Here is a 13,489-nt window from a genome sequence, read left to right as displayed (position 1 = left end):
GTCCCGGGAGAGTAGGACGTCGCCAAGCAACGAATGACCACTGTTGAGATATCTCGACGGTGGTCTTTTTGTATATAAGGACTTAGGCTAGGTCTTAAGGATGGTTGACAGGGAATAAACGAACCAGTATGCTTGATTTTGCAAGCGTTTACATTGAGGGTGATTTATCTATGGAGGTATTGCACCACTACATAATTAGGTAAAGACAATCAATCTAGCATCATTATTCTTTGTTATTTATGCAAACGTTTGCATTTATTTAGAGAGGAGTAATGTCATGAGGAAATGGAAGGCTTCGATCTCTGGTATGTTAGTTGGTGTCATGCTAATTAGCTTGATGCCAGTATGGGGAGGAGGGATGGCTTATGCATTTTCTACATCTACAGTCCATGACTCCTTAGGCGAGAAGAAGCAGCAACTACAGCCCCTATCAGCAGAAAAGACAACGGCAGAAGACGCATTGAAGGCTGTTGATTGGAATATGGTGAAGCCATTAGGCTCGTCATCGACAGCAGGCTGGAATAGTGCCAAGTTGGATCAGATGAAATTGACAAGCGATGCAAAGTATTTGTATTTCCGTGTCGATGCAGCTCATGCGGAGTCATGGCAGTATCTTGATATCGCTTTGCAGATCAATGATTTTGATTCCGGAGTCGCAACCAATCCTTATCAACGACAATTCAATTATAACCATACACAGCTGAAGCCGAAGTTCCATATCGTGATGGAAGCGAAACAAGGCGGCGAGGCGGCTGTATATGAGAGTGCCTCATCAACACCTTTGCTTCATACAGGAGATTTGCAAGGGGCTTCCTTCCAAGTTACAGACCAAGCCAAAGTGATGACAGGGGCAATTCCTCTGAACAAGCTTCAATTGAAGCTGAATGACACCGTCAAAGCGATTGTTGTTCTTAGCGGTGATCGCGCGGATGAGCATGGTGTATTCGATGTCATTCCCGAAACGGCAGACAATGAAATTGCGACAGGCTGGAATATGAAACAGAACCCGAACGGCTTATCTACCTATTGCGAGCCATTTACGGTTACTTTTGCTCCAATCATTGATGGGGTTAAAGACAGTCTCTGGGACGATGTGGCGGCACTTGGGACATCTGTAACAGAGAGCACATATGGCGATACGAAACTAGGTGCAATCAAACTGATCAATGATAGTAAGAAGCTGTATATATGGGTAGATGCACAATTGCCGAATTGGGGAGATAAGGGGCAGTATATTGATATTGCCCTCAATGTGAATCAGGTTGATTCAGGCAATGCGGACAACCCATGGAAAGCGAAATATAATTTTAGCGGTACAACAGAGAAGCCGCAGTATCATCTTATGATGCGTTTGAAACAAGACAATGAAATAGAAGGCGCTGCTTTATATGAGGCCTCGGATTACAATACCCCCATTTTATCCACATGGGGAGATCGTAAAGGAGCAGAATTCGCTGTATCCAGACAGTCAGGATTTGAAGCGTCTATACCACTGCATCAGCTCAAGCTAAAAAATCATGACGTTTTGCGTCCAATTGTTGTTCTAAGCGGAAATGAGGACACGCATGGTGCATTCAATGTAATACCAGAAGATCCGGGGAATACACGAGCAAGTAGTTGGAATGAATCATCGAACCCGAATGTACAACGTGTATATGCCGGAAATTACGAGATAAAGGGGATGAGTGACACTCTGGAGCTGATTAGCACAGATCCGGCCAATAAACAGCAGCATGTAGCAGTTAATAAGCCGATTATCGTCACCTTCTCCGAACAAATTGAGATGAATGGGCAAGGCATCACACTTGAGGATAAGCTAGGTGCGGCCCAACCAATAGATGTGACGATAAAGGAGCAGCAGTTGGTCGTTACACCGAGTCAACCGCTGCGCTATGATACAGAGTATAAGGTTGTTATACCAGCGGGAGTGGCAACGGGGAAAGACACGAATACACCGAACACAGCATATGAGTTTTCCTTTACAACGAAGGCTCAGCCTTCTATGCATGCTGCATGGATGGATCAGGATCATGAAGTTCGCGTTACATTGAAGGACATTGTTCCGAACTTGGAGTACTCCGCATTTGCCGCATATGAAGGTACAACCAAATTGGAGGGCGTATCCTCTCAGGGCGCAGATGAGAAATCTGTGAAGATCCATTTGTCCAATCCGGTTGATGATGTGTCAAAGGCATATACAGTACGCTATGAAGGAAATACACAGAACATGTATCGGGATATGCCGATCAAGATGCGTGGTATTTTGGATAGCTACGTATATGCTGGGGATGACTTAGGTGTTACGTATCATTCGACTTCAAGCAGCTTCAAAGTATGGGCGCCTACGGCTGCACAAGCTTCGTTAGCCTTGTACGATAGAGCGGACATGGCGAATGACGTGCCTAGCAGGGAAGTCTCGATGCGTAAGGATGCAGCTACAGGGGTATGGGCCGCTAACGTGAATGGCAACTTGCATGGAACCTATTACATGTACAAGCTGCAATTCCCGGATGGCAGTATTGCGTATGCACTTGATCCATATGCGAGATCGGCATCGGTGAATAGTGGGAAATCGGCAATTATTGATCTTGCAGCAACCAATCCGAAGAACTGGGACGGAGATCGGAAGCCCCCATTCCTGAATCCAACAGACGCTGTCATATACGAATTGCATGTCCGTGATTTTTCAATTCATGAGAATTCAGGAGTATCCCCAGCAAGTCGAGGCAAGTTTACTGCCTTTACGGAAACGGGAACGACTTTGCCTGGAAAGCCAGATATAAAGACAGGGATCGACCATTTGAAAGAGCTTGGTATCACGCATGTTCACTTGCTTCCGACCTATGACTTCGGTTCGGTAAATGAGAAGCTGGTGGATGATCCAAGTTCGAAAGAACGAAAATTCAATTGGGGCTATGATCCGGTAAACTATAACATGCCTGAGGGTTCCTATACGACCAATGCAGCACAGGAGGACCCAGCGAAGCGAATTCGTGAGTTCAAGGCAATGGTGCAAGCGCTTCATGACCAAGGCATTCGGGTCGTGCTGGATGTCGTGTACAATCATACATTTGTAACCGGCCTGGAATCGGATATGTCGGTATTTGATAAGATTGTACCGGGTTATTTCTATCGGAGCGATGAGCAAGGCAACTTCACTAACGGCTCCGGTGTAGGGAATGAAGTAGCAACAGAGAGACCGATGGTTAGCAAATACGTGCAGGACTCCGTGAAATACTGGGCTGAGGAGTACAATGTAGACGGATTCCGCTTCGACTTGATGAAGCTAGTCGATCTGCAGACAACACGCGCCATCGTGCGTGAGCTGAGAGAGATTGATCCAAGCATCATAATCTATGGCGAGCCGTGGTCGGGAGGCAGCACACCGCTTGCTGCGGAATTGCAGATTGAGAAAGGCAAGCAGCGCGGAGAAGGATTCGCTGTATTCAATGACAATATTCGCGGGGCAATAAAGGGTGGAAGTGACGACGCTTCCAAAGGATTCGCAACAGGAGCCGAAGGCAAAGAAGCGGATGTGGTGAAAGGTCTGCTTGGTGCAATCACAGACTTTACGGCCTCTCCGACAGAGACGATTAACTATGTAACCGCACATGATAACTTGAATTTGTGGGATAAGGTGCTGAAGACGCAGGGGAAAGATATTGATATAAAACGCAATCCGTTCGCAACCTTGACGGAGTCAAATGTAATGGATAACGAGACCGTTAAGCGTTCTTTGCTTGCAAATGGCATTGTTCTTACGGCACAAGGCATTCCGTTCCTTCATGCAGGAGATGAGCTGCTTCGCAGCAAGTTCGGAGATCATAACAGCTATGAGAGCCCAGATGAGATTAATCAGATCGTATGGAAACAGAAGGCGGAGTACAAGCCAGTATTCGATTATTTGAAAGGTCTTATCGAGCTGCGAGCAGCACATCCAGCATTCCGCATGACAACGAAGGATGAGGTGAAATCGAACTTACAAGTGTATCGCCAAGAAGGTCAAGTTATCGCATTCAAGCTGAATAACTATGCAAATGGGGATACGTGGCGCAATATCGCCGTCATTTATAACGGTTCGTCTGCTCCACAAGAAGTTGCACTGCCTACTGCGGAAGAATGGAGTGTGGTTGTTGACCATACGTCAGCTGGTGTGGAGACGATACGTACGGTGAAGGGCGGCAAGGTAGAAGTAGCCGGATTGTCCATGATGGTGTTGTACGATCAGGAGAATGGCTATACACCGATAGCGTCAAAGCTTGAAGTAGCGCCTGCTACGCTTGGGTTAGAGCCAGGCACAAGCACTCGTTTGACAGCAGTGGTGCGTGATCAGAAGGAACGTCCAATGTTTACTGAGAATGTATCATGGTCAACATCCGATGCTGCTGTGGCTGTCATCAACAGTGGAGGCAAAGTAACGGCAGTGAAGGAAGGAGCCGCAGTTCTTACCGCAACCTCGGGCAATTTGAAAGCACAGGTAAATGTGACAGTAGCGAAGCTTGTTCCTACGACGCTGTCCATTAACGGTGCAGATTCAATTTTTGAGGGTCGCACATCACCATTTACAGTTGCTATCAAGGATCAATTCGGACAGACGATGTCTGGTGCAGCTGCGGAGTGGAGTACGTCGGATGCATCAGTGGCTAGAATAGACCGTGCTGGGAAGGTAACAGGCGTGAAGGAAGGAACAGCGGTCATTACAGCTCGGGTTGGAACAGCAGAGGCCTCGAAGAAGGTAGTGGTTAAGCCTTTCCTGAAGCGCTATGTACAAATCAACTATGTTCGTCCAGACGCGAAATACGACAACTGGGGATTATGGGTATGGCAGACAGGTGTAAAAGATGACGGTCATGAGTTCCAGCATTTTGACAAAGGAATGGCGACTGCCATGATTGAAATCGCTCCAGAGTCTGAATCGATTGGGTTTATCGTCAAACGGGGCAACTGGGAAGAGAAAGATATCGATGCCAATCGCTTCATTAAGACGAGTGTGGATGACACGCTAACCAAGGTGTATGTATATAGTGGGCAGGAATCATTTCGGACGCTGCCTTCAGTAGCTGGCCCGGTTCAAGGGAAGAGTCAGGTTGCGTTCTATTATCGGGATGAAGCGTTGTTTGCGAGTGGAGCGCAGGATCGGATCACGCAGGCTGATATTGCGATCAACGGCAAGTCTTACTCGATGACGTACGATGCAGAAAACGAATGGTTCATCTACGTAATGAAGAACGCAGCGAAAGGCGATTATACGTACAAATTCTTCATTACCAAGGATGGAGTAACAAACGAACTGAATGATCCGCACAATACTGTAAACGGGCGCTCGATTGTCGTCGTGAGAGACCCAGGAACAGACCCAGGTACGAAGCCAGAAACGGGCACTGACACAGGAAGCGGCTCTGAAAACGAAAATGGCAGCAATGAACGAAACGGCGGGGCTGCTCAAGGGGGAACAGAAGAGTCATTTAAGGGAATGACCGTCACGAAAGATGGCGTTCGTTATGAGCCAACAACGTTGAATCTTCTGAAGAATGCTGACGGAACGACGACAGTTGAGCTGTTCATTCGAAATGAAGATATGGAAGAGATGTCTCGTTTGACGGGTTCGGCAACAGGAATGAGAACTTGGACAATTGCAGCGCCGTCGGAGTCAGAAGACGTTCGTATTCGAATCCCGATGAAGAAATTGAGTCAGGCAATGAAGGAACATACGCAATTGAACATTGTGGTACGCTCGGGAGCAGGCAGCTATCAACTTCCGATGAAACAGCTAGCAGATCTGAGCAATGGGAATGCATCACAATTGCTGACCGTGCACATGATGAAGCCTTCGGCTGAATTGCTGAAGGTGCTTACATCTGCAACATCCACACAGCCAGGTGCTCATTTGATGGCAGCTGTTCAGTTCCAGTTGCGTTTGGAGCAGGATGGGAAGCAGGAGCCAATTGCTGATCGTGCAGGCATTCTTACAACGGGCTCTATCCGACTGCCGAGCAGCCAAAGTGCTGGGAAGATGACAGCTGTAAAGTATAATGCAAAGACAAAGACATTCTCATTCGTTCCGTCCTGGATGGAGCGCACTGAGGGCGAATCGAATTCGATAATGAACATGAAGCACGATTATAACGGTATCTTCGCAGTACTCAAGTATGGACCGAGCTTCCATGATTTGAATGGCCATTGGGCGAAAGAAAATATGGAGCTGCTAGCTTCTAAGTTCATTATTCAAGGCAGAGGAAATGGACAGTTTGCCCCGAATGATATGGTAACTCGAGCAGAATTCACGTCCATGCTTGTGCGGGCGTTAGGCTATGGCGATGTCCAAGGACAGAAACTGTCCAAGGATGCCTTCATGGATGTGCCAGCATCAGCTTGGTATGCAGATGCACTTGTGACTGCGGTGCAACTGAAGCTTGTTGAGGGGGATGGTGACGGATCATTCCATCCGAATGCATCCATTACTCGCGAGGAATTGGCACAAATGCTTGTCAATGCTGCTCGTCTTGAAGGTCATCATCTGGAACTCTCAACTGGGTTCCTTAATGGCTACCAAGACCGCACGCTGCGTCCTAGCGGCAACGCTACACGAGCAGAAGCGGGAGTTGCATTGACCAGACTTCTCCTTGCTCTACAATATATTGCTGAATAGCACGACCATCACTCCCGTGTCATCCGTAAGGACGGCAGCGGGAGTTTTTATACTGGAACGAACGCAGGCATTCATTAGCTTGTTTCAATATGTTATTCACATGTGCATAATTGGACGAACATTGCGGTAAAATGTACACCATGCATATTTCTCAATGAACAAGCTGTGGAGAAGGGATAAATGAGTCTCCTTATGCACATTTAACCCATCATTTATCCACGAGTGTGGAGAAGTTCCCAGGTATCCACATATAGAGTTTCACGAATAGGGCTTACCATCAACCGTGTAATTGAATATATTGCGTAATTGAGATGGAATGAGCGTGTGCTTTTTAACCAAGAAGAAGGTTATCCACATCATCGTGTAGAATAGCTGATGAAATCGATCTAAAATAGTTGCAAAATCAAACGAGTGCGCTATAATAAAAATAAAGTCAAAGAAAGTCAAAGTCAGATTAATAGTCAAAAAAGTTCAAAATATTGCGCCAAACTAGAATAAGTGAGGCTTATATTTGGTTAAACCTAATATAGAGACTGCTGCAGGCGGAAAGGGGGGAGAAGATGCGCAACATTTCCGACCTAATCGAGCACTACTTGAAGCATATATTACTTGAGAGTTCGGAAGGTGCCGTTGAGATTCAGCGCAATGACTTGGCAGAACAATTCTCTTGTGTTCCATCGCAGATTAACTATGTGATCAGCACACGCTTTACGTTGGAGAAGGGTTATGTTGTTGAGAGCAAACGTGGAGGTGGAGGGTATATTCGCATTCAGCGAATTGACTTGCCAGCCCATCAAGCGATTCATAATCATTTGTGCGAATCCATTGGGGAGCAGATTGAGCAGAGCGCCGCTGAAGGTCTTATCTATCAACTAGAAGAAGCGGAATTCATCTCCCGCCGGGAAGCGAATCTGCTGCGGGCTGCTGTTTCTCGGGACAATATAACAGTAAAGCTTCCCTACCGCGACGAGATACGTGCCCGGCTGCTAAGGTCGATGCTGCTGGCACTGCTTAGCAAGTAGAGATGTAAGTATGTAAGATGGATGCTACCTATAAAGGAGGAGAGACGGTTATGGTGTGTCAACAATGTGGTCAGAAACCGGCTACCCTGCATTTTACGAAAATCATTAATGGACAGAAGACGGAGTTTCACATTTGTGAATCATGTGCCCGGGAAAAAGGCGAATGGATTCCAGGCACGGCGAACGGATTCTCCATCCATAATTTATTGTCGGGATTGCTTGATTTTGATCTGACAGGCAGCAAACAGGGAGCTAAGGAAGATGCGAAGCCACAGCCTATGCGCTGTGAGAAGTGCGGACTGACTTATGCACAGTTCGGTAAGCTCGGCCGCTTTGGCTGTGATGAATGCTACACCTTTTTCGGTGAGCGCTTAGATCCGCTATTGAAGCGGGTACATGGCAATACCGTTCACGTTGGCAAAATTCCGAAGCGTGGGGGAGGCCGAATTCAGCGCAGACGCGAGCTGGAAGAATTGAAGAAGCAGCTGCAGTTCAGTATTTTGCGTGAAGAGTTCGAAGAGGCCGCAACCTTGCGTGACCGTATTCGCGAGTTGGAGAAGCAGCCGCCAAGCGGTTCGGAGAGAAGCAGTTCATAGCAGTTCATAGCACCTAGGATACAAGCGCTATCGAGAGAGTAAGATGACAATAAGCAGTGCGAATTGGAAGGAGATGACGAGATGACAGAGCGACGATTTATTGAAGAAGCCCTAAGCGATTGGATGCGCGGCACGGGTCCAGATTCCGATATCGTCATCAGCAGCCGTATCCGTATAGCACGGAATATTAGCGGACTGCCGTTCCCACTCTTGGCTACGAATCAACAACAGGCCGAGGTGTTGGATCGTTTGTCAGCAGTCATGAAAGACCCGGAATTTGCGCAATTGAATCACTTTCATGAATTAGAGCTGGCAGAGCTTAGCGATACAGAGAAGCAAGTTCTAGTAGAGAAGCATTTGATATCCCCGAGTTTGGCAAATGAGTCCCGCAATGGCGCGGTCATTGTCAGTGAGGATGAGTCGATAAGCATCATGATTAACGAGGAAGATCATCTTCGTATTCAATGCCTATCTCCAGGGCTGCAAATTCGTGAGGCTTGGGAGCAGGCTAACCGCATCGATGATGTGTTTGAATCGCAAATCGACTACGCCTTCGATGAAAAGAGAGGTTTCTTAACGAGCTGCCCGACGAATGTGGGAACAGGAATACGGGCATCGGTGATGATGCATTTGCCAGCATTGGTAATGACACAGCAGATTAACCTCATGCTTCAGGCCGTTACCCAAGTTGGATTGGCGGTTAGAGGCATATACGGAGAAGGAAGCGAAGCGATCGGCAACCTGTTCCAAATATCAAATCAGATTACATTAGGCCAATCCGAATCTGAGATTATTGATAATTTGTACAGTGTTGTGAAGCAATTAATCGAGCATGAGAAGGCAGCTCGTGAACAGCTGCTGACAAGCAATAGCATGCGGCTTACGGATCGCATTTGCCGCTCATATGGAATTTTGAAGCATGCAGTTATTATGGATTCAAAAGAAGCCGCACAGCGGTTGTCCGACATTAGGCTTGGTTCTGACCTTGGCATCCTGCAGCATATTCAATCGTCACAACTGAATGAATTATTGGTCATGACACAGCCAGGCTTCTTACAATATAAATACAACACGACATTATCTCAAGAAGATCGGGATTCATATCGCGCGAAGATGATTCGCGAGACGTTATCCAAATCTAAATCATAATGTAATATGGAGGTGCAACACTTATGATGTTCGGTAGATTCACAGAACGTGCGCAGAAAGTATTGGCTTTGGCACAAGAAGAAGCAGTACGACTCGGGCATAACAATATCGGAACGGAGCATATTCTGCTTGGACTTATTCGCGAAGGGGAAGGCATCGCAGCTAAGGCACTTGTAGCGCTTGGCCTTGGATTGGAGAAGATTCAGGACGAAGTCGAAACCTTGATCGGGCGCGGTCAAGAACAGCCACTCAATATTGCATATACCCCGCGTGCGAAGAAAGTGATTGAGCTGTCCATGGATGAAGCGCGCAAGCTTGGCCACACTTATGTGGGTACAGAGCACATTCTGCTTGGCTTGATCCGGGAAGGAGAAGGCGTAGCAGCACGGGTGTTGAACAACCTTGGCATTAGCTTGAACAAGGCACGCCAACAAGTGCTGCAGCTGCTTGGAAGCAGCGAAGCGGTATCCAGCCATCATGGACAGTCCCAAAATGTAAGCACACCGACACTGGACAGCTTAGCTCGTGATCTGACAGCAGTAGCGAAGGAAGGCAATCTTGATCCGGTTATCGGCCGTTCGAAGGAAATTGAGCGCGTCATTCAAGTGCTTAGCCGCCGTACGAAGAACAACCCCGTACTTATCGGAGAGCCTGGGGTTGGTAAGACGGCCGTAGCAGAAGGTCTGGCACAGAAGATTATTAACAATGAAATTCCAGAGACGCTTCGCGATAAGCGTGTTATGACGCTTGATATGGGTTCGGTTGTAGCCGGAACGAAATACCGGGGTGAATTCGAGGATCGCCTGAAGAAGATCATGGATGAAATCCGCCAAGCAGGCAATGTCATCCTGTTCATCGATGAATTGCATACGCTCATCGGTGCCGGCGGTGCTGAAGGCGCCATTGATGCATCGAACATTTTGAAGCCTGCATTGGCTCGTGGAGAGCTGCAGTGCATTGGGGCGACAACACTTGATGAGTACCGCAAATATATCGAGAAGGATGCAGCGCTCGAACGCCGCTTCCAGCCGATTACGGTTGACCAGCCTACTCCAGAGGAAGCAATCCAGATCTTGACTGGGCTGCGTGATCGTTATGAAGCCCATCACCGTGTGAAAATTACAGATGAGGCAATTGAGCAAGCGGTGAAGCTCTCGGATCGTTATATTACAGACCGCTTCCTGCCGGATAAGGCAATTGACTTGATTGATGAAGCGAGCTCGAAAGTTCGCCTTCATTCGTATACAGTACCACCAAATTTGAAAGAGCTTGAAGCGCGTCTGGAAGACATCCGCAAAGAGAAGGACGCATCTGTGCAAAGCCAAGAATTCGAGAAAGCCGCTGCGCTGCGTGATACGGAGCAGAAGATGCGCGAAGAACTGGAGACCGTTCGCAACCAGTGGAAAGAGAAGCAGGGACGCGTGGATTCTGAAGTTACGCCAGAGGATATTGCTCATGTCGTAGCGAGCTGGACCGGAATTCCAGTATTGAAGCTGAAGGAAGAAGAGACAGAGCGCTTGCTCAAGATGGAAGAGATTCTTCATGAGCGTGTCATCGGCCAAGATGAAGCAGTGAAGGCAGTGAGCCGTGCAATCCGCCGTGCGCGTGCAGGGCTGAAGGATCCGAAGCGTCCGATGGGTTCTTTCATCTTCCTTGGCCCAACTGGGGTAGGTAAGACTGAGCTTGCTCGTGCCTTGGCCGAATCTTTGTTCGGTGATGAGAACGCGGTAATCCGAATTGATATGTCCGAATACATGGAGAAGCATTCGACAGCTCGTCTCGTCGGAGCGCCTCCGGGATATGTCGGCTATGAAGAGGGCGGCCAATTGACGGAGAAGGTTCGCCGTAAGCCATACTCAGTCGTCTTGTTGGACGAAATCGAGAAGGCACATCCAGAAGTATTTAACATTTTGCTTCAAGTGTTGGAAGATGGCCGTCTCACCGATTCGAAGGGACGTGTAGTTGACTTCCGTAACACGCTTATCATCCTGACATCCAACGTTGGGGCCGAAGCAATTAAGCGTAATTCTACGCTTGGCTTCACTGCAGTTGATGATGCAGGCAAAGACTACAACAACATGAAGGATAAAGTGATGGGTGAATTGAAGAAGAGCTTCCGCCCAGAATTCTTGAACCGGATTGATGAAATTATCGTGTTCCACTCCTTGGAGCAGAAGCACATCGCTGAAATCGTATCCTTGATGGCTGGTGAGCTTCGCAAGCGTCTGAAGGAACAGGATGTTGATTTCCAATTGACAGACAATGCGAAGAATTTCCTCGCGAAGGAAGGCTTTGATCCAGCGTATGGCGCCCGTCCATTGCGTAGAGCGATTCAGAAGCATATCGAGGATCGCCTGTCAGAGGAATTGTTGAAGGGTACTGTCAGCAAGGGCGATGCCGTCGTCATCGACGAGAAAGATGGCGAGCTGCTCGTCCTGCGCAACAACGAGGTTAACACAGCACATGTATAATGAACTGTAGTATTTAGGAAAGAATCGTACTTTCTCCCTCCCGGAGGAAGGTACGGTTCTTTTTTTCTTCGTTATTTATTGCTCCACATATGCCTGTTTCTGCTTGCGATATGCTAAAGCACTTTATCCTCCTTCTTAAAAATGGTAAACTAATGAGTAATGAGTAACGAGGTACCTGTTTGCGGACATGGCGACCGACGACTTGCAGCATATTGATTAGGAGTGTCGGCTTCATGGCCAAAGTGAAAACGAAATTTTTCTGTACGGAATGTGGATACGAAACACCGAAATGGATGGGGAAATGCCCTGGCTGCGGTGAGTGGAATACGATGGTGGAAGAGCGGGAGACAGTCATTAAGACAGCAGGTGTGCATTCTTCCTTGATTCAAACGAAAGAAAAGCCGCAATCTATCATACACATAGAAAGTGGACGTGAACCTAGACTCACTACGACACTTAGTGAGTTGAACCGCGTACTGGGCGGCGGTGTTGTTCCTGGATCACTTATTCTAGTGGGGGGCGACCCGGGTATCGGGAAGTCAACACTTCTACTGCAGACTTCCAATGCACTGGCTGCCAGCGGCCTCAAGGTGCTGTACGTATCTGGTGAGGAATCGATGCGTCAGACGAAGCTGCGGGCAGATCGTCTTGGTGTCTTGTCGGAGAACTTATTCGTCCTCAGTGAGACGAATCTGCAATATATCGAGGAGGCGCTTGAGGCGGCGCAGCCTGACTTCCTCGTTATCGACTCCATCCAGACCGTCTTCCAACCTTCGGTGGAATCAGCTCCCGGCAGTGTTGCACAAGTACGCGAATGCACAAGCACATTCATGCGCATCGCTAAAGGGAAGGGCATCGCAACTGTCCTTGTTGGACATGTGACGAAGGAAGGTGCGATTGCCGGTCCGCGGCTGCTGGAGCATATGGTCGATTGTGTCCTTTATTTCGAAGGAGAGCGGCATCATTCCTATCGCATTTTGCGGGCTGTAAAGAACCGGTTCGGTTCGACCAATGAGATAGGAATCTTCGAGATGACGGAGGGTGGACTGGTCGAGGTGAAGAACCCATCCGAGATGTTCCTGCAGGAGAGACCGCTAGGTGTTGCAGGATCCACGGTTGTAGCCAGCCTTGAGGGAACCCGTCCCGTCCTTGTTGAGATGCAGGCGCTCGTATCGGCGACGAACTTCCCTTCTCCGCGGAGGATGGCGACAGGGATTGATCATCATCGTCTGGCGCTTATTATTGCGGTGCTGGAGAAGCGAATGGGAATGTTCCTGCAGAATCAGGATGCATACGTGAATGTAGCGGGTGGAATTAAGCTTGATGAGCCAGCTGTTGACTTGGCTATGGCGGTTGCAATTGCTTCGAGCTTCCGAGATATGCCGACACAACCATTCGATGTTGTCTTTGGCGAAGTGGGGTTAACCGGTGAAGTGCGTGGGGTATCTCGTGCAGAACAGCGAGTGAAGGAAGCAGAGAAGCTTGGATTCAAGCGCATTATATTACCAGAGAAGAGCTTGCGCGGCTGGAAGCCGCCTGCCAATATTGAGATTATTGGAGTAAATACGGTTGCTGAAGCATTAGCTGTGGCGTTAGGTTAGG

General features: G+C 48.1%; 6 protein-coding genes. All 6 read left to right on the top strand.

Annotated features, from left to right (window positions below):
* Positions 1 to 277 precede the first annotated feature (277 nt).
* The 6 genes from pulA to radA all read left to right on the top strand — a co-directional run bounded on the left by pulA (position 278) and on the right by radA (position 13,488).
* Positions 278 to 6,649, top strand: a complete 6,372-nt coding sequence (pulA, locus tag BBG47_RS10910) for a type I pullulanase (protein WP_065291730.1) — start codon at positions 278 to 280, stop codon at positions 6,647 to 6,649.
* Between the two features lie 560 nt (positions 6,650 to 7,209).
* The gene (locus BBG47_RS10905; RefSeq protein WP_021252491.1) at positions 7,210 to 7,671 is read left to right on the top strand and encodes a CtsR family transcriptional regulator; all 462 of its coding nucleotides are present in this window, start codon (positions 7,210 to 7,212) and stop codon (positions 7,669 to 7,671) included.
* Positions 7,672 to 7,721: 50 nt separating this feature from the next.
* The gene (gene mcsA / locus BBG47_RS10900) at positions 7,722 to 8,267 is read left to right on the top strand and encodes a protein-arginine kinase activator protein McsA (RefSeq protein WP_065291729.1); all 546 of its coding nucleotides are present in this window, start codon (positions 7,722 to 7,724) and stop codon (positions 8,265 to 8,267) included.
* Between the two features lie 81 nt (positions 8,268 to 8,348).
* Positions 8,349 to 9,416, top strand: coding sequence for a protein-arginine kinase McsB (gene mcsB, locus BBG47_RS10895; protein ID WP_065291728.1), 1,068 nt, complete (start codon positions 8,349 to 8,351; stop codon positions 9,414 to 9,416).
* A 23-nt stretch (positions 9,417 to 9,439) separates the two neighbouring features.
* Positions 9,440 to 11,887 carry an ATP-dependent protease ATP-binding subunit ClpC gene (clpC, locus tag BBG47_RS10890; RefSeq protein WP_065291727.1) on the top strand — a complete coding sequence of 816 codons (2,448 nt, stop codon included), beginning with the start codon at positions 9,440 to 9,442 and terminating at the stop codon, positions 11,885 to 11,887.
* A 233-nt stretch (positions 11,888 to 12,120) separates the two neighbouring features.
* Positions 12,121 to 13,488 carry a DNA repair protein RadA gene (gene radA, locus BBG47_RS10885; protein WP_021252487.1) on the top strand — a complete coding sequence of 456 codons (1,368 nt, stop codon included), beginning with the start codon at positions 12,121 to 12,123 and terminating at the stop codon, positions 13,486 to 13,488.
* The last annotated feature ends 1 nt before the right edge of the window (position 13,489 follow it).

Source organism: Paenibacillus sp. KS1, assembly GCF_001680695.1.
Taxonomy (GTDB): Bacteria; Bacillota; Bacilli; order Paenibacillales; family Paenibacillaceae; genus Paenibacillus_B; species Paenibacillus_B suaedae.
Note: the sequence above shows the minus strand (reverse complement) of the source record. Positions and strands in the feature narration are given on the sequence as shown.

What these genes read in the sequence shown, in the direction of transcription:
- clpC (WP_065291727.1), top strand. Translation starts at nt 9,440, where the DNA reads ATGATGTTCGGTAGATTCACAGAACGTGCGCAGAAAGTATTGGCTTTG.
- BBG47_RS10905 (WP_021252491.1), top strand. Translation starts at nt 7,210, where the DNA reads ATGCGCAACATTTCCGACCTAATCGAGCACTACTTGAAGCATATATTA.
- mcsB (WP_065291728.1), top strand. Translation starts at nt 8,349, where the DNA reads ATGACAGAGCGACGATTTATTGAAGAAGCCCTAAGCGATTGGATGCGC.
- radA (WP_021252487.1), top strand. Translation starts at nt 12,121, where the DNA reads ATGGCCAAAGTGAAAACGAAATTTTTCTGTACGGAATGTGGATACGAA.
- mcsA (WP_065291729.1), top strand. Translation starts at nt 7,722, where the DNA reads ATGGTGTGTCAACAATGTGGTCAGAAACCGGCTACCCTGCATTTTACG.
- pulA (WP_065291730.1), top strand. Translation starts at nt 278, where the DNA reads ATGAGGAAATGGAAGGCTTCGATCTCTGGTATGTTAGTTGGTGTCATG.